The 16,665-nt window shown below is 33.5% G+C and carries 14 protein-coding genes and 1 pseudogene; 6 read left to right on the forward strand and 9 right to left on the reverse strand.

Annotated features, from left to right (window positions below; all coding sequences use genetic code 11):
- Nucleotides 1-14: 14 nt before the first annotated feature.
- Nucleotides 15-4,211, reverse strand: a complete 4,197-nt coding sequence (locus SJY34_RS12450; RefSeq protein ID WP_400076112.1) for a choice-of-anchor D domain-containing protein — start codon at nt 4,209-4,211, stop codon at nt 15-17.
- Between the two features lie 210 nt (nt 4,212-4,421).
- Between SJY34_RS12450 and SJY34_RS12455 the strand changes: the two genes are divergently transcribed.
- Nucleotides 4,422-4,895: a regulatory protein RecX gene (locus SJY34_RS12455; RefSeq protein ID WP_400081382.1), complete on the forward strand. Its 474-nt coding sequence runs from the start codon at nt 4,422-4,424 to the stop codon at nt 4,893-4,895.
- Nucleotides 4,896-4,946: 51 nt separating this feature from the next.
- Here the strand turns inward: SJY34_RS12455 and SJY34_RS12460 are convergent, their stop codons facing one another.
- From SJY34_RS12460 to SJY34_RS12485, 6 genes and pseudogenes are all read right to left on the reverse strand, one after another.
- Nucleotides 4,947-5,438 carry a DUF6646 family protein gene (locus SJY34_RS12460; protein ID WP_400076113.1) on the reverse strand — a complete coding sequence of 164 codons (492 nt, stop codon included), beginning with the start codon at nt 5,436-5,438 and terminating at the stop codon, nt 4,947-4,949.
- Between the two features lie 63 nt (nt 5,439-5,501).
- A complete protein-coding gene (locus SJY34_RS12465; protein WP_400076115.1) occupies nt 5,502-6,362 on the reverse strand; it encodes a cupin-like domain-containing protein in 861 nt (286 codons plus the stop codon).
- A gap of 74 nt (nt 6,363-6,436) precedes the next feature.
- Entirely contained in the window at nt 6,437-6,913 is a 477-nt protein-coding gene (locus SJY34_RS12470; RefSeq protein ID WP_400076117.1) for a hypothetical protein, read from the reverse strand.
- A 12-nt stretch (nt 6,914-6,925) separates the two neighbouring features.
- Complete coding sequence (locus SJY34_RS12475; protein ID WP_400076119.1) at nt 6,926-8,356, reverse strand: flotillin family protein; 1,431 nt, start codon at nt 8,354-8,356, stop codon at nt 6,926-6,928.
- A 40-nt stretch (nt 8,357-8,396) separates the two neighbouring features.
- Nucleotides 8,397-9,041, reverse strand: a complete 645-nt coding sequence (locus tag SJY34_RS12480; RefSeq protein ID WP_400076121.1) for a hypothetical protein — start codon at nt 9,039-9,041, stop codon at nt 8,397-8,399.
- Between the two features lie 417 nt (nt 9,042-9,458).
- Nucleotides 9,459-11,280 (reverse strand): annotated as a pseudogene (locus SJY34_RS12485) (TonB-dependent receptor plug domain-containing protein).
- A gap of 70 nt (nt 11,281-11,350) precedes the next feature.
- On the opposite strand from SJY34_RS12485, the gene SJY34_RS12490 reads away from it, so the two are divergent.
- Nucleotides 11,351-12,847: a PLP-dependent aminotransferase family protein gene (locus SJY34_RS12490; RefSeq protein WP_400076123.1), complete on the forward strand. Its 1,497-nt coding sequence runs from the start codon at nt 11,351-11,353 to the stop codon at nt 12,845-12,847.
- Here the strand turns inward: SJY34_RS12490 and SJY34_RS12495 are convergent.
- The gene (locus SJY34_RS12495) at nt 12,834-13,253 is read right to left on the reverse strand and encodes a DUF2007 domain-containing protein (protein ID WP_400076124.1); all 420 of its coding nucleotides are present in this window, start codon (nt 13,251-13,253) and stop codon (nt 12,834-12,836) included. The two genes, SJY34_RS12490 and SJY34_RS12495, sit on opposite strands and share 14 nt — an antisense overlap.
- Nucleotides 13,254-13,384: 131 nt before the next feature.
- Between SJY34_RS12495 and SJY34_RS12500 the strand changes: the two genes are divergently transcribed.
- Genes SJY34_RS12500 through SJY34_RS12515 form a run of 4 tightly spaced genes read left to right on the forward strand, consistent with a single transcriptional unit; the run spans nt 13,385 to nt 15,443 of the window.
- Nucleotides 13,385-13,894, forward strand: a complete 510-nt coding sequence (locus SJY34_RS12500) for a DUF2975 domain-containing protein (protein ID WP_400076126.1) — start codon at nt 13,385-13,387, stop codon at nt 13,892-13,894.
- Nucleotides 13,895-13,896: 2 nt separating this feature from the next.
- Nucleotides 13,897-14,421: a DUF2975 domain-containing protein gene (locus tag SJY34_RS12505; RefSeq protein WP_400076128.1), complete on the forward strand. Its 525-nt coding sequence runs from the start codon at nt 13,897-13,899 to the stop codon at nt 14,419-14,421.
- Between the two features lie 2 nt (nt 14,422-14,423).
- Nucleotides 14,424-15,233: a DUF2975 domain-containing protein gene (locus tag SJY34_RS12510; RefSeq protein ID WP_400076130.1), complete on the forward strand. Its 810-nt coding sequence runs from the start codon at nt 14,424-14,426 to the stop codon at nt 15,231-15,233.
- A 3-nt stretch (nt 15,234-15,236) separates the two neighbouring features.
- Nucleotides 15,237-15,443, forward strand: coding sequence for a helix-turn-helix domain-containing protein (locus SJY34_RS12515; protein ID WP_400076132.1), 207 nt, complete (start codon nt 15,237-15,239; stop codon nt 15,441-15,443).
- Here the strand turns inward: SJY34_RS12515 and dinB are convergent, their stop codons facing one another.
- Complete coding sequence (gene dinB, locus SJY34_RS12520; protein ID WP_400076134.1) at nt 15,444-16,661, reverse strand: DNA polymerase IV; 1,218 nt, start codon at nt 16,659-16,661, stop codon at nt 15,444-15,446. It lies immediately after the preceding gene.
- Nucleotides 16,662-16,665: the final 4 nt, after the last annotated feature.

Raw genomic sequence — 16,665 nt, forward strand, 5'->3', positions numbered from 1 at the left:
ATTGGTAGTATGTCTTAACGTTGTTTTACAGCTTTCTTACTAATTACTTGTCCATTAGATAAAGTGACTTTCGCTATGTAAGCAGCATTACTCAATTGTGATAAATTATAGACTTCAGTTGAGTTGCTACCTTGTAAATTATAAATCTCTCTTCCTAAGATATCAAGAATTACCACATTAGATATTTGATGTTTTTTACCAACTTTAAATTGCACTTCACCATTTGATAATTCTGAAATTATTAAATCATTTGCATCTACAACATTATCATTTATAGAAAGCGATGATGGTGTAAATACAATTTCGAAACGGTCATTGAAGACACCTGCGTCAGAAGTAAAACTGTAATCTGAATCGTTAAGATTATGAGTTATATTTAATAGGTTGTCTCTTAAGTAAATAATGTTATCAGAATAAAAATCACCTTCAAAGTCATGTATAGAAATAGTATAAATGGTTGCAGATTCTATATATGTGCTAAACCCAAGTTTTATAATTTCGTCTAAATCTAAGCTGGAAGGACTTTTTCCTTGAATAGCGTATTCTGTATCACTACCGTTGATTACAGAATAAATTTTAGCAAAATTTTGAGTCGAAGCATTACGTTTCACATCATAGAATGAGCCATCATTAGCATCAGTTGCACCATCAATATGAGCAACAGCTATATAATTAGCGACGCCATTATCTGAATGTAATTTTAACCAAAGTACCTGTCTATTGCTTGGATTGGTGTCTCGAAAGAATTGGTCGTTATTACCAGTTTCACGCATGGAGTTGTTAAACGTAATTGTGCCACCACTTTGTGCTTCAATAAAAAAGCCTTGTCCTGAAGGCACAAAATCATTTGGAGTAACACCATCGCCACCTGGAAGATTTACACCACTAGCCGATATGATGGCATAGTCAGATCCAGAAAAATTATAGCCTTCATTACCAGAAGCATTAGCATCTTCTGGAGTCGCATGACTCCATAAATAAATAGCATCTGTAATGCCAGAATTTACGGTAAAAAACGTTGCGGTATTAATTGCGCTTGGATAAGGGTTACCAATAAAGTTCCAGTCACTGTATGCGCCACCACTATTATTTATAATTGTAGGTGTGATTACACCGTTATTAAAAGGACCAACAAAAGGAACTTGTTGTTGAACAGGAAATGCTGGTCCAACAGTACTAGGTGTAGCGGCATAACCAACACCAGGTATCATAGAGCCAGAAGCAATTTGCCAGTCATCACCATTGTCATCGATATCATCTTGTCCTCCTGTAAAAGTGCCTGTATTATTAATTTCCATAAGAAAATCCTCAAAATTTGCGGCATTAAAAACAAAACGTCTCGTTGGAAGGACAGTAGAAAAAACGTTTTCAACTGTTTCATTTGCAACTGGTGAACTCCAATACGTATAATCAAAAGGTGTATTAAGCATTGATGTTAGTTTCTGTACAGTCATTGTGCCAGAACCAGTTACGGTTGCTAGGTCATTGTTCTGTACAACAGAACCTTGAGGAAAAACTATTATATCTCCGTTAGCCACAATATCATTTTCAATTTCAATAAAATCACCATTTTGAATGGTTAAACCAAAACCAGGGTTTACCACCAAACCACAAGCACTAAAACTTATTTGTGTTCCACCTGCAGCAGTGTCATAATTACCATCTATTACAGCGTATCTGCCAATCGTAGGAGGTATGGACCATGTTGATGTTCCACCATCCCAAACAGATTTCAAAACGTTAAGCATAACTGCATTTGAAGCTTCAAAACAAGTAGCATCATTTTCTCTTAATTGACAATAATATTGGTATCCATCTAGATTGAAGGTGTCAATAATGTTTAAAGTTGCAGACTGTTGACCAGAATAATTTGTATTCGTTGGTAATATTTCGGTCCAAGTTGCACTGCCAGGAGCATTAAAGTACCATTGGTATGCTAGTTCTTGGGTATCTGCTGGCGAAGTGCCATCATAACCTTCAGTACCAGAAATTGTTAAGCTTGCAGAAAAATCACATGCAAATGTAGGAGCAATTGGTTGTACACTAACGGTTGGTGCAACTCCTAAAGAAAAGTCAAAAGTTCCTATATCCGAATAATCAACAGGAGTAAAGCTATCCCAATCATTAGGGTCCCAAGTTGTACTTGGTGCAGTAATACCAGAATTTTTTCTCCTGTAGGTATAATCGTTAGATGAAATTGTAAAAGGATTACCTAAAGTATCTCCCCATAAATCTAACCAAACCACAGGATTTATACCATCATCGAAATACAATCTTATATTGTCATCTTCATTAACACCGCCTATACCACTAAATTGGTCGGCAATATATCCGCCTTCTGGATCCATGGCATTGGTGCCTCCCATACCTATAACGTAAACATTGTCGTTGGCTAAATTTACTGGATCTAGTTGGATTGTCGATGTGGCGTTAGTTACACCATTATTGTGCACACGGATTTCATAATTATTTAAATTTACCGTCGAGCCTGTTCCGTTATATATTTCAATGTAAGAATGAGAACCAACTCCCTTATCAGTAACTTCACTTATAAAAAGATCTGTCGGAGTAATACCTGTACTCCCTTCACAACTAGAGATAAGTTGATTAATTACAGTAAAGAGCTCAGAGCTTAAACAACCTAGATCATCATTAATCTCTAGACTACCCGTTGTTGCACCTGCAGGTATTGTAACTTCTAATTCAGAATTTGAAATAATGTTTACAACAGCTGAAATACCACCTATTGTAGCTGTCGTAGAACCTCCAAAATCAGAAGTACTAGAGATTACATTTACTATGGTACCTACAGGTCCATTGTCTGGTAAAAACACAAGCGTTCCAGCTGCGCAATCACCATTTCCTTGAACATTAAATGTATAAGGATCTTCATCTGCATCATCACTTCTTATAGTAATAGTTGCAGTTCTCATACCAACACCAGTAGGAGAAAAAGTAATTTCAAAATCTACCTCTGTCCCAGGACTTATAGCAGTAGTAGCTGGATTTAAATTAACAGGAAATTCTGTAGGATTAGAAGAAACAATGCTTATTAAACTAAGATCTCCGGTCCCCTCATTACTTACATGATAGGTTTTAGGAGCTGTTGAATTACCTATTGTAGTAGTTGCAAATATTGTATTACGACCAGTGCTTGCTGCAGCGCCATTAACTATTGAAGCACCTGTATTACGTTCTATGTCAATCTCAGGTGTTGGAGTGAACCCAACGCCTGTGAGGTTGACTATACATGAGCCTTCGTTACTATCATTATTATTAATAGTTAAGACTCCTGCTCTTGTGCCATTTGCAGAAGGCGTAAACCTTACTGTTATTGTTTGTGAGTTGCCAGATGATATTGTTAATGGTGCAGCTGGTGAAGTAATAGTATAATCGCCTGTGATACCAAACGAAGTAATGTTTAAATCAGCAAAACCTACATTTTCAATATCAAATGTTAGATCTGATGTACTACCATCACTAGCAATATTTCCAAAATCAATAATATAACCACAATTTTGATCGGTTGCAGTATTATCCACTAATTGAAGTTCTGGAGTTGGAGTACCACCTGTGACATCAATTATAATATTATCCAAATAGATACCTTCATCATTTGCATCTAAACCATTAAATTGAAGTCTTATATCTAAGGTTGAAATACTAGATAGTGCAATTGAAGCTGTAGAAAAAGTATCAAAAGTATTATTAGTTACATTGCAACCACTATTTCCTGTTGTTAACGCTGGTAAAACCCCTGTTCCACAATCACCGTCTCCATCAAAATTTGTATCTAAAGAAGCTGCTTGATTAAATTGAGCACCAGCGTTCTGAACCCACATTAAATTTTGATATGTACCACCATCTAACGAGTAAGTTATTATTAATTCATCAATATCGTCCCAATCATTAAAATGATGAGCAATCATATCAATAGAAAACGTGAAACTTGTTCCACCTGTGACGTTAATTTGATCTAGGTCTATAGATGGATTACTTAATGTTAAATCTTCAACTGCCCACATATAACTGTTATTACCACCTATATTTGGGTTAACTCTGTTAAAAACATCAGTAACACCTCCACCACTTGTAGCTGAAGGTGTATAACCATCACCAGCTGTTTCAAAATCTATTGTAGTAACTTGCCCATAACCAGACAAAACAAAGCATAGGAATGCCATTAAGATGAGGGAGTATTTTTTAATCATAAGGGACTAATTAGCTATTAATCTGAATGCAAAGATATACTGAATCCTTGCAAATCAAGGGGTTGTAAGATACGTTTTTATTAACAAATCATTATCTTTTATGACTTAATTTCCTACAGGTGACAATAAATATCGATAAAATGTCGTGTTGCTTTTAAGGGAATCTAAAATATGACCTCAATTGTAGTATTCTATCGTATTTTTGAAATCATGGATTTTAGTAAAATATACACAGTTGACGAAGCGCAAAAAAAGTTAGAAAACTATTGTGCTTACCAGGAGCGTTGCCATAAAGAGGTGAAAGCAAAACTTAGAGATATGAGAATGATTCCTGAGGCGATCGATACCATAATGGTTCATCTTATTCAGCATAATTATCTTAATGAAGAACGTTTTGCTAAAACTTTTGTTAGAGGAAAATTCAGGATTAAAAAATGGGGCAAAAATCGATTGATACGTGAGTTAAAATTCAGAGAGATATCTAAATATAGTATTGATACGGCACTGAAGGAAATTGACTTGGACGATTATTATAAGACATTAGATGAACTCACCAAAAAACGAATTGCACAAGTCAAAGAAAAGAATCTATACAAAAAGAAAAAAAAGGTAGCGGATTACTTGCTCTATCGTGGTTGGGAATCGCACTTGGTTTATGGAAAACTCAATGAGTATATAAAATAAAATGCCTTTTCAAAGAAATGAAAAGGCATTTTAATATGTTGTAAATATTAATTACAAATTAAATACGGCACCAATATTCACAGCAAATTGATTGTGTATGTAATAGCCTATATCTAATTTATCATTGCTGTACTTTGCTAATGGAAAAGAAGCTTCGGAATAGATACCAAATCCTTCTGAAAAGAAATAACGTGCACCGACATGTCCACCAAAATTCTTAGTACTTAAACTTAAGCCAGGATAAAAATCAAAATTTTCATCTATGTTTAGAACGTTACCTAAATTGGCATTAAATCTTGCTTTTAAATCAAAACGATCTCCAAAATCCGCATCTAAAAGTTCATCAATACCTAATGCATACGAAGAGGATATACCAATAGATATATTATCACCTAAACCATAATCATAACTTAAGTTGATACCTGTAGCTTCATCTTGTATGTTAACACCTACTTGAAATTTTTGATCTCCTTTACCTTCAAATGCTTGTGCATTAAGAAATGAAACAGATACTATTGCAATAATTAAAAATAAATTTTTCATAATTTTTTATCTAAAATTTGAGTTGGCAAATATATTATAAGTTTTTAAAACATAGCGACTTTCCTAAAAAGTCTTGTGTGTATTAGTAATGGCCTTTTCGTTTTTCCAGTCAATCCATTTTTGTCCTTTTATGCGTCGCATTAAATTATCATAATTACGCATTAAAAACACATTATAAATGGCTTTACTTAAGTTTTTAGGATTTCTAGCAATAGCTCTTAAACTCATAGAAAAGCCAGGAGTGATGTATTTCATATGGTGCCAATAACCTTCTGGCATGTAGAGTACTTCTCCGTGATTTAAATCGCAAATCCAACCCTTCGCATTTTTTAAAGCTGGCCATTTATCAAAATCAGGATTTGAGAAATCAATATCTTCTCGAGTGATTAAAGAATGAGGTATTTTATATAAATATTTACTCTGTTTTTGGTCGAATAGAATACATTGTTTCCTACCTTCAAAATGAAAATGAAAAATATTGGCTAAATCAATATCATAATGCATAAAGGTGTGTGAGTCTCTTCCTCCAAAAAATAACATGGGTAAACTTTTCATTAATCGTAATCCAAAATCTGGAAATTTGAAATCTTTTTGAAGTTGAGGTATTTCTTTTAGAATATTCCAGAGGAAAATACGGTATTTTGTAGGTTCACGTTTAAGTAAATCAATATAATCACCCATTTTCATTTCAGCATGGGCTTCATTAAATCCATCGTTGTAATCTACAGGTCTATCATCATAAAGTGGTACTGTAATATCTCCTGCAATAGATTTTATATAGTCTAAACTCCATTTAGAATGGGCTGGCCAATCCTCAATGGCACACTCAATTACGACAGGCTTTTGTGGCTTGAAGTAGTGATTTATGAAATCGGATTTCGTGATAGTTTTAACACGAGGTATATCTTGAAGATTTAGCTGCAATATCCAAATGTTTAGTCAGTCAAAGTTAATAAAACGTTACCAAAAGTTGATTATTGTATTTTAGGAAATTTGGGTTAGAGCCATTTAGATTCACGTTCTGTCGCATCTAAAATATCAATATTTAATATCGAAGCTAGCTCCTTTGCTTTTTTGAAGGCCTCATCGATATTTTGGGTCTCATAGGCTTCAATTTTATGATTAGTGTTATAAAACAAGTTGATTTTTACAGTTGTATTTGTAACATTTGTGCTTGCTGTAGAAACCCAAACTCTGGTCGTTTGACAAGTCTTAAAAACCGACACATATTCTATGTCTGGTAAATCTTGCCATTTTCCAAATGAAAAACCAAATAAGCTTATTATCTCACGATATTTTTTATTTTCTGGATCAATTTCTAAACCATCTTTTTTCAAAAAATAAAGACTTAATGCAATAGACATATAACCAAGGTTATTGCCAGATAGTAAAGATATAATACCTATTACAACAAGACCAACACCATAAATAAGCCTAGGTGTTGGTATTGGTTTATTGTAAATTATTGAATTCAAAATAATGCTGAATTATTTTTCATCAGTTGGTTCAATCTTAGCATCATCTGCTTCAATTTCTTTTTTGTCTTTACCTTTTAAATACTCAGGTAAATCCATACCAGCCATGTTAAACATTTCTTGTAATGGTGGTACTGATTTGTACATTCCAGAAAGGAAGTTTGCGGTAGATGATTTTCCATCTTCGCCATTTCCGCCATTATCCCAAACAGTTACTTTATCTATTTTAATATTCTTTATAGCATCAGCTTGTGTTTTTACCAATTCAGGTAATTTGTCCGCGATGAGTAATAATACGGCATCTCTACTATTATTACCAGCCGCTTTTACAATTTCATCTAAACCAGCAGCTTGCTTTGTTAAGACTTCATATAATCCTTTTGCTTCAGCTTGTGCTTTAAATAAGATTGCATCTGCTTCACCTTTTGCACGTCTTCTAATACGCTCAGCTTCAGCTTCAGCATCAATTTCTACTTTACGTTTATCAATTTCAGCAGGTACGATTACATCGGCCATTTGCGATGAACGCTCACGCTCAGCTCTAGCAGCTTCAGCTTGTTGCTCAGCAGCGTAAGACTCTTCTAAGGCTTTTGCAGATTGTACTTTCTCTGCAGCAATAGCGACACGCTCAGCTTCAGCTTCTCTTTGACGACGTAGCGAATCTGAATTTGCCACCGAAATCTTAGCAGAGTTTTCACCCTCTACAGCTTGTGCATTTGCAGCAGCAACTTGTGTTCTTTCATCTTGTACAGCGTTAGCTTCACCAATAGATCCATCTCTAGTTTTCTCAGCAACAGATTTACGAGCAGCGTTAATAGCGTGTGCAGCAGCTTCTTTACCTAGAGCTTCAATATAGCCAGACTCATCAACAATATCTGTAATGTTTACGTTGATTAATTTGAGTCCTACTTTCTTTAATTCTGATTCTACACTTGCAGAAATATTAGTTAAAAACTTATCACGATCATTATTAATTTCTTCAATATCCATGGAAGCAACTACTAAACGTAATTGACCAAAAATAATTTCTTGAGCTAACTCCTGAATTTCATTTTGCCCTAATCCTAGCAGACGCTCTGCAGCATTCTGCATAATTCCAGGCTCTGTAGAAACACCAATGGTAAAACGCGATGGTACATTAACACGAATATTTTGTTTCGATAATGCGTTTACAAGATTAACCTCAATTGAAATAGGTGTTAAATCCAAGAATTCATAATCTTGAATTACTGGCATTATAAATGCGGCACCACCATGAATACATTTAGCGGATTGTCCACCACCAACTTTACCGTAAACGACTAAAATACGATCCGAAGGACAACGTTTGTAACGCTTAATTAAAATAATTAATGTTAAAATAATAAATAAGGCTACAAAGATTAATAGCATCGGTCCGCCGATACCTTCCATTATATTTTCTTGTATGGTAAGTAATTTCATATTGTAAATTTTTAAGGGTTAGTATTTAGTTTTATTGAATTTAATTTTTGTCTATCAAACGATTTTCACCTGTTTGTAGCGCTAGGTTTTCTGAGTCAGATGATTCTATAGGTTTTCGTGTTCGGTCAACGATGAGAATACCATTAGACGTTACATCGACAACTTTTATGATAGTGCCAGATTTCAATTCGTTTAAGGAATCTGTAAGTGCATCTAATTCTCTCATAGTACCTTGAACGTTTACACTTACTTTTCCCATTTTAGAGCGATCGGCTCCAATAGTTAGATAAACTTCACCGACAGCATCTAACGCATTTTTATAGTTTAAAGTTCCGCTATCAGCTAGTTTACTTATAAAGTAGAATAGCGTTGCCATAATCAACATCATAAATAATCCACAGACCACTGAGATGATTATAGTTAATGGTTTTGACAAACCAGCGTCGATACACGCAATGCCACTCCAACCAAAAATGGTAAAGAAACCAACTAGATTTTTAAAACTGATAAATTGAAATCCAGCACCAACATCGCCGTCAAAGTCACCATCCACATCACCAATATCATCGGCATCTCCTCCTGCAAAAGCCATAATCATAACTACAGTAAAGATTACTGAACCAATAATAGCAACTAGCCAATATACTTTGGACAAAAACTCTAAATTAGAAAACCAATCAGCCATAACTTTAAGATTTAAAATGCGTTAATAAATATACAACCATTGTAAGATAAATCTATCTTTTTTTAGAAAGTAAATCGGTCACAGTAGCACCACCAAAGAAGACATTGAATGTCGTGGTTTTTTGAAATCTTTTTTGAACACTAAGTATTCAAATTAGGAATGTCAATTGTATTTTGATGGTTAATGCAAAGTACGGTCGTTTCTATACGTTGTGAAATCAAATAAGTTTTGATTAGCGACCTACTTTCAATATATCAGTAGCAATTGAAAGAATTTTGTTACAGAAATTTTAAAAAATATTTTTTGAGTTACACCCCTAAAGTCTCCTCAAGGGGACAATCCACTCATTTAAACAGAAGGGTTGTCCCCTTGAGGGGACTTTAGGGGTGTTTTATCTATGAATCTAAAGTAATAAGTTTACTTGAAACTATAACGCAACCCAAACAACACATTACTAGGTGGCATTGGTGTAAAACCAGATTCAATATAATCGGCATCAAAAATATTGCTAGCCGTTATGGTAAGTTCCATTTGTTTTAACCTATAAACAAGAGAAGCATCCCAGACATTATAGGTTTGCCCTGTGGTACGTTCGGCATATTTGTAAACAATATTTTGACGCATATTTTTAAATAACTGTGTACTTAACCTCGTCGTATATTGATGCTTTAAAGTGTTTAATGAATAACGTGATAATTCTTCGTTTTGTTCTAAAATATTATCATCTAAGTTGGCATAACCAAAAGCTAAGGTTTGTGTAAAATTGTTGATTTTAAAATTGTAAGCTGCATCAAATTCTAAACCTTTGGTATTTACCTCTGTAATATTTGTTGCTGTAAATATAGTTTCAGTTGTATTTGGTCTTATATAGTCGATTAAGTTTTTAGCATCTCTATTAAAAATAGCGATACTCGCTTCTGAATTTTGGTGTAATATATTTTAACCCCAATTCTTGAGCAAATGCTTCTTCGGGTTCTAAATCTGGATTTCCACTAGTACGAGGATCACTGTAATATAAATCTGTGTATGTCGGAATTCTGTATGTGTAACCTATATTTCCGTAAGCTTTTAAGTTTGATGTAATATCGAAACCAACATCTAAACCAGGAAAGGCATGAAATTTAAAATCTGAAAAATATGTAACTGCAACTCCAGGAGTAATATCTAATTTATTGTCTAATAATGAAAAACGATGCTCTAAAAATACGTTAGTCATAAAACGATTTCTATTTCCTAAGTTATTACTTCTTAAATAGATTTTAGAGACGTCAATTCCAAAACCAGTAATACCTAATTCTGAAGTATATGATGCGTTAGCTTCAGCTCCTATTTTATCTGAAATATGAAAATTTCTAAAGAAATTAGGCTCAAAGCGTTTTAGTAAAAACATATCCTGATTACGCTTCCAGTATACTCTTGGTTGAATTTTTAGTTTATTTTTTCTAAGTGTGGTTGTAAAAGCAATGAGACTATTTTGTGTTTCTTCGTACTCATTCCAATCAGGATTGGTAGTGTAGAAATTCTCTGCACCAAACTTTCGTTCAAAAAAGGTTGCGATCATTTCAATCGGTTGCTTATTCTTATTGAATACACTTTTTAAAAAGTAATTAGAATTATCATAATCCGAATTATTTCTATAACCTTCCGACGTTACTCTGCCGACATGAACAATATGAGATGAGTTCTCAAGTTCAGTTCCGGCAGTAACATTTCCGTTGAGTTGCCCAAAAGATCCTGTTTCAAAATTGGCAGAAACAGAATTATTTAAACTCTTTTTAGTTACAATATTTATGGCACCAGTAAAGGCGTTTTGCCCAAATACTCTCGCAGCTGGTCCTTTAATAATCTCAATACGTTCTATGACTTCTATTGGTAAAGCGGCATTCATGGTATGATGTCCTGTTTGTGCATCGTCCATTTTTATGCCGTCAATAAGTAAAAGTGTCTGGTCAAATCCACCACCTCTAATATATAAATCTGCTTGGCTACCTCCAGTACCACGACGTCTAATATCTACACCAGCAACTTGTTGTAGTAAATCCGCAACATTAACAGCGGCACTATTTTTTATATCTGCAGCAGTGATAATATTTATAGTTCTTGAGTTTTCTTTGAAGGGAAGGTCAATTCTTGCTCCAGTTAATATTACAGAATCTAACTTTTGTTGTGGGATATCTTGGGCATTTAGTTGAAAACCAAGAGCTAAAATAGAAGTAAAGAGGTAGTATAATTTTCTCATTTTATAATTAAATATGAAGTTACAAAAATCGTAACTTTCCGGACGATTGTAATAGTCCACTTTTAAAACAATGAATAGTCCGGTTAGTGATATATTAAAACAGCTCATAACATTTGATAAATCGTTAGTCCAACCTTTATACATACAAGTGGCTCAGCAAATTATAAATGCTATTCAACGTGGTTATATATTAAAAGGTAATAAATTACCAGGTACTAGAACTTTAAGTAACTTATTAAATATTCATAGAAATACTGCTGTAGCTATATACGACGAGTTAGCATCACAAGGTTGGGTAGATATTATTGCTAATAAAGGTACTTTTGTTTTGCTGCCAGAGCAGACTACAGCAAAGATAAAAGCCACTGGTAAGCCTATGAGTCAAGCCTACACTTATCCTAAAGAAGCTGGTTTTCCATTTCAAAATTCATTTCATTTGGCTTCAACTGCACAAAAAACATCTGCAAAATATATTATGAATGATGGTAAGCCAGATTTACGTTTGCATTCAGTTCATCAGTTTTCTAGATGGTATACAGCAGCAATGAAGCGAAAGCCGTTGGTGCATAATTGGAATAGAACTGCGGCTTCAACAACTTCAAATTTTAAAAGCCAACTTTGTAATTATCTAAACGCCACACGTGGTTTCCATATAAATCCAAATAATATACTTGGTACGCGAAGCACAGAAATGAGTCTTTATATTGTGTCACAACTATTAATTAAACAAGATGATGTTGTTTTGGTAGGAGAGTTGAGTCACTACGCTTCAAATACTATTTTTCAAGAAGCTGGTGCTACTATAAAAACGATACCTGTTGATGATGAAGGTTTAGATGTTGATTATATAAAAAAGCATTTTATTAAGAATAGTATTAGATGTGTTTATGTTTGTGCACACAGGCATTATCCAACAACAAATACCTTAAGTGCAGAAAGGCGAATACAACTTTTACGATTAGCAAAATCTTATGGATTTGCTATAATTGAAGATGATTATGATTACGATTTTCAGTTTGAAGGTTCTGCTATGCTACCTATGGCAAGTGCAGATGCCAACGGTATGGTAATTTATTTGGGTAAAATGGGCCAATCACTATTCCCTAGTTTTCAAATCGGTTTTGTAGTAGCACCAGAAAATTTAATTTCTGAAGCCAATAATTATTTGACCTTGCTCGATGAACAAGGAGATTTAATTCAAGAACAAATGCTTTCTGAGCTAATTTCTGAAGGTGAAATTTATAGATTACTTAAGAAGAATATAGTGACGTACAAAATACGGCGTGATAGCTTATGTAAGCATTTAGAGTATTATTTCGGAAGTGTTTTAACTTATGAAAAGCCTTTAGGAGGTTTGGCTATCTGGTTGCAGTTTATCACCTCTATTTCATTAGTAAAACTGGCTGAAGAAGCCGAAAAAATAAATTTATTTCTTCCCAAAACGATTCTTTACCAAGATAAAAGTACTTGTGCTATTCGTTTTGGTTTCGGACATTTAAACGTTGAAGAAATAGAAACGGTAGTTGTAAAGTTGAAAAAGGCTTATGATAAGGTTATAAATTTTTAATAGGAAATTCAGTTTTACAATCTTCACATTTGTATTGATAGCGTGTGCTAAATGGTAGTGTTCCTGAAATCAAACCAATAAGGAATGACACTAGAGATTTAAAACCAGTAATGGTTGTATACATCTCAATATGCTGACCTTTACAATTAGGACAAACTATAGGATTGCCTTCATTATCTAAGGCATACGTTTTTATAGACTGAAAAATAGCTCTTGCTTTTTCCTCATCTTTAGCAAGCACCTTTAATTTTACTCCACCAATAGCTTGGCTTACTAATGGATCTGTATCTATGGTTAGATTATCTCTTAGAAAGACTTCTATGCCATCAGCTTCTAATCTTCCTTTTACAATCTGTGCTTCTGTTGAATACGGAAATCTGGCTATGGTAACGAATGTCTCTTGCATATTTCAAAGATAGTTAAGACATAATGAGTTATCAAAATCTTAGGAATCTAGTTTATAAAATTATCTATTTACGACTAAAAATTATTGTTTAACAATAATTTATTTATATTTGTTATCGTTAAACAATAATTATGAACTCTGCAAGAACACTTTATTTAGTACTAAACGTTTTTATTTTTCTTCTACTAATTGCTATTGGTTTAGGGGTTTTCGTTTTAACAATGATTCTCTTTGGTGTAAAACAAGATTTTATTGGTTTAGAAGAAGATGCATTAATTTATAAAACTGAAGCAATGCTTTATAGGTTTACCTTTTTAAAGCTTGTGGTTTATGCTGTTTTTGTTGCTGCGCTTTGGAGATTAAGAAAGGCGACAAAATTGCTATTAAAAAATGATTTTTATAATACCGAACTTATAAGTGGAATGTTCAATTCGGGAAAACTTATGGTTCTCTCTTCAGTATCGCTATGGTTTATTGATGAGATGAGCAACATGTTTTTTAAACGGAAAGTTTTACTTGGTTTAAGTGAAAAAACATTGGTCTATTTATTAATAATTGTCATGGGTTTGTTTTTAATGCTAATGAGTACAGTTCTTAGAGACACTAAGGCTATAAAAGACGAAAACGATTTAACAATTTAATCATGAAAGACAATACAAAACTATTAACCTACGTAACTTACGGTATTTTATTGGGAGCAGTTTCAGTCCTTCTAAACGATCTACGTGAGTTTGATTTTAACCAATTTGAAAAATTTACAAATTGGGCAAAGACTGCAGATAAAAGTGAATCTTGGTTTACGTCAAAAAATGCCATTGAATGGAGTTATTATGCTATAAGTGCAGGTATTTTCTTTTGGCGAGGCTACCTTATTTATGGCTTTAGTTATTTCTTATCCATATTAAAAGAGGTAGATGCCGGAAACTATTTTAGCAATAAGAATATTACCTACTTCAAGAAGATTGGAAATATTTTCATCAGTTACACTGTAGGTGTTTTAATACTTAGATTTTTATTAACCGCAATTAATGGCTCTACTTATAAGTTTTTTAATGAACTCAAAGGCGAATTCACATTTTTAATTCCTGCAGGATTGGCTTTTTACATTTTAGCTGAAATTTTTGAAAAAGGAAAACAAGTGGAAGAAGAAAATGATTTAACAATATAATTATGAAAACAGGTTCTGCCCTTGCTAACATATTGTATATAATATGTTCTACAATGTTTTATTTATTAATTGTAGTTTTTGGATTTACAATAGCTACAGAAGTTTTTACTGATGATGGCAAAATGGGTCCTTTCTCTCCTAAATCTCATAGCTCATTTGGATACGAGATACCTGTTGAACTTAATATTAAAGCGAAAAACCCAATGTTTAATGATATTTCTTATGATGGTTATAAGGAGAAAGTTGATGATAAAGGAAAGAGAATATTCTATAAGGTTCTAGAATATGAAAATCCAATATCGCCAAAGGATTCCTTAAACTTTAAAAGTATTTTAGGTATCAACAATTATAGAATGAAAAGTGATTTTGAACTTACCTCTGATACTTATAAAGGTGATGGCTATATTCACGTAAAACCTAAGACAGCAATTAATAAAGGTATTATTGTATTTAAAACTTATGCGAATTTTGTTCTGTTAATAGCTATTTTCTTTTTTCTTAAGAACATATTTAAGAGGTTAATGGTGAATATTAAATTTTCGCAAAAACTATATTGGTTAATACAAATTTTAGGAATAACAATGATCTTAAAAGTTTCTATTTCTTCAATATCTAATTCTATTCTTGGTAAAGAAGTACAGTATGTTGGTATAGAACCTTTAAATAATGACTTAAGATATGTCAATATAGTTATGAATCCTCATTTAGATTTTGATTTCACGTTGTTTTTAATAGGACTATCACTCATCATTCTTAGTGCACTTTTAAAAGAAGGTAGTAAAATGCAACAAGAAAACGAATTAACTATCTAAACTATGTCTATTAAAGTAAATTTAGATGTTATGTTGGTAAAGCGAGAAATGAAAAGTAAAGAACTCGCTGAAATTATTGGTATAACCACAGCAAATTTATCTATCCTAAAATCTGGTAAAGCTAAGGCTGTACGCTTTTCTACTTTAGAAGCTATTTGCAAAGCTTTAGATTGTCAACCAAGTGATATTTTAGAGTATGTTGAAGACTAATTATCGATGCCGATTAGCCAACAAAGGAGGAGGTTCACCATTAAAAGGATTCCAACGACTAATAGTTCGTGCTTCCATACCAGCAGCACTCATTACGGCTCTATCTCCATAACGTTCGCGCATTTTGTCCATAGCTTGTGCTAGGTTGAGGTGCATTTCGTTATCCTCAAATAAATTAACTTGATGCCCTCCTTCTACTAAATGACTAAAACGTACTCCAATTAATCGAACCAAAAGCCGTCGATGATACAGCTTTTTAAATAAACCCAGTACCACAGGAATAATAGTATGGTCCATGGCACTATAAGGAATCCGTTGTTGTTGTGTATACGTCTGAAAATCGGAATACCGAATTTTAAATGTTACACAAGCCGTAAGCTTATGACCACGACGTAATTGAAAGGCTAAATTTTCCGCCATGGCAATCACTAAACCTTTAAGCTTGGCAACATCTGTAGTGTCTTGCCCAAAAGTGCGCTCAGTAGAAATGGATTTGCGTTCGTGATATTGTATTACGGGGGAGTTATCTATACCATTTGCTTTTTTCCAAATCACAAGTCCGTTTTTACCTAGAACTTTATGCATTAATTCCATAGGCATTTCTTGTACTGTTTTTATACGCTTAACGCCTAAATCACAGAGCGATTTATAAGTGACATTACCAACCATAGGAATTTTTTTAACCGAAAGCGGAGCTAAAAATGGTTTTTCTTCACCAGATAAAACCCGTATTTCATTATTAGGTTTAGCTTCTCCGGTTGCGATTTTTGAAACGGTTTTATTAAGTGATAAACCAAACGAAATAGGTAACCCTGTTTCTTTAATAATGCGTTGACGCAATTCTGATGCTAATTTATGGCAGCCGAAAAATTTATCCATTCCTGTGAGATCAATATAAAATTCATCAATAGATGTTTTTTCATAAAGTGGAACACTTTCTTTTATAACATCAGTGACATCATTTGAGAATTTGGTGTAAACTCCAGAATTTCCTCTGAGTATAATAGCTTCAGGACATAGTTGCTTTGCCATTCGCATTGGCATGGCAGAGTGTATTCCAAATTTTCTGGCTTCATAACTACAAGAGGCCACAACGCCTCTATCACTAGTGCCACCAATGAGTATAGGTTTACCATTAAGTCGGCTATCCAAATGTCTTTCGCAAGACACAAAAAATGTGTCTAAATCCATGTGTACTATTGAGCGGTTGTTATTCATTTTA

This window comes from Winogradskyella sp. R77965, assembly GCF_044594915.1.
Lineage (GTDB): Bacteria > Bacteroidota > Bacteroidia > Flavobacteriales > Flavobacteriaceae > Winogradskyella.

Coding starts and splice junctions, on each gene's coding strand:
- SJY34_RS12450 (WP_400076112.1), bottom strand. CDS start 4,211: ATGATTAAAAAATACTCCCTCATCTTAATGGCATTCCTATGCTTTGTT.
- SJY34_RS12455 (WP_400081382.1), top strand. CDS start 4,422: ATGGATTTTAGTAAAATATACACAGTTGACGAAGCGCAAAAAAAGTTA.
- SJY34_RS12460 (WP_400076113.1), bottom strand. CDS start 5,438: ATGAAAAATTTATTTTTAATTATTGCAATAGTATCTGTTTCATTTCTT.
- SJY34_RS12475 (WP_400076119.1), bottom strand. CDS start 8,356: ATGAAATTACTTACCATACAAGAAAATATAATGGAAGGTATCGGCGGA.
- SJY34_RS12480 (WP_400076121.1), bottom strand. CDS start 9,041: ATGGCTGATTGGTTTTCTAATTTAGAGTTTTTGTCCAAAGTATATTGG.
- SJY34_RS12490 (WP_400076123.1), top strand. CDS start 11,351: ATGAATAGTCCGGTTAGTGATATATTAAAACAGCTCATAACATTTGAT.
- SJY34_RS12495 (WP_400076124.1), bottom strand. CDS start 13,253: ATGCAAGAGACATTCGTTACCATAGCCAGATTTCCGTATTCAACAGAA.
- SJY34_RS12500 (WP_400076126.1), top strand. CDS start 13,385: ATGAACTCTGCAAGAACACTTTATTTAGTACTAAACGTTTTTATTTTT.
- SJY34_RS12505 (WP_400076128.1), top strand. CDS start 13,897: ATGAAAGACAATACAAAACTATTAACCTACGTAACTTACGGTATTTTA.
- SJY34_RS12510 (WP_400076130.1), top strand. CDS start 14,424: ATGAAAACAGGTTCTGCCCTTGCTAACATATTGTATATAATATGTTCT.
- SJY34_RS12515 (WP_400076132.1), top strand. CDS start 15,237: ATGTCTATTAAAGTAAATTTAGATGTTATGTTGGTAAAGCGAGAAATG.
- dinB (WP_400076134.1), bottom strand. CDS start 16,661: ATGAATAACAACCGCTCAATAGTACACATGGATTTAGACACATTTTTT.